This is a genomic window from Pseudomonas sp. PME37.24/025 (genome assembly GCF_055556615.1).
Genome location: NZ_JBVHNK010000463.1, coordinates 1 through 240, shown reverse-complemented (window position 1 = coordinate 240; position 240 = coordinate 1). Strand labels below are relative to the sequence as shown.

The 240-nt window shown below is 61.2% G+C and carries 1 protein-coding gene; it reads left to right on the top strand.

Annotated features, from left to right (window positions below):
• A partial coding sequence (locus tag ACZ3HH_RS31095; RefSeq protein WP_465810571.1) for an SDR family oxidoreductase occupies positions 1-140 on the top strand: 140 nt, incomplete at its 5' end.
• Between the last annotated feature and the right edge of the window lie 100 nt (positions 141-240).

Sequence of the window (240 nt, the reverse complement as noted above, 5' to 3'; positions counted from 1 at the left end):
CGATGCGGGCGCGCATACCCGTGGGCCGCTTCGCCCAGCCCGACGAAGTGGCGCATCTGGTGGCCTATCTGGCCAGCCCGCAGGCGGCCATGATCACGGGCGAGAACATCCTCATCGATGGCGGCTACACCGTGACCTGACGCTTTGTTTTTGCAGTGGACCGACGTTTTTCCAAGGACTGATTCATGACTCTCAATCGCATCGTCAACAACCCCGACCTGGTCGTCGAGGACATGCTGC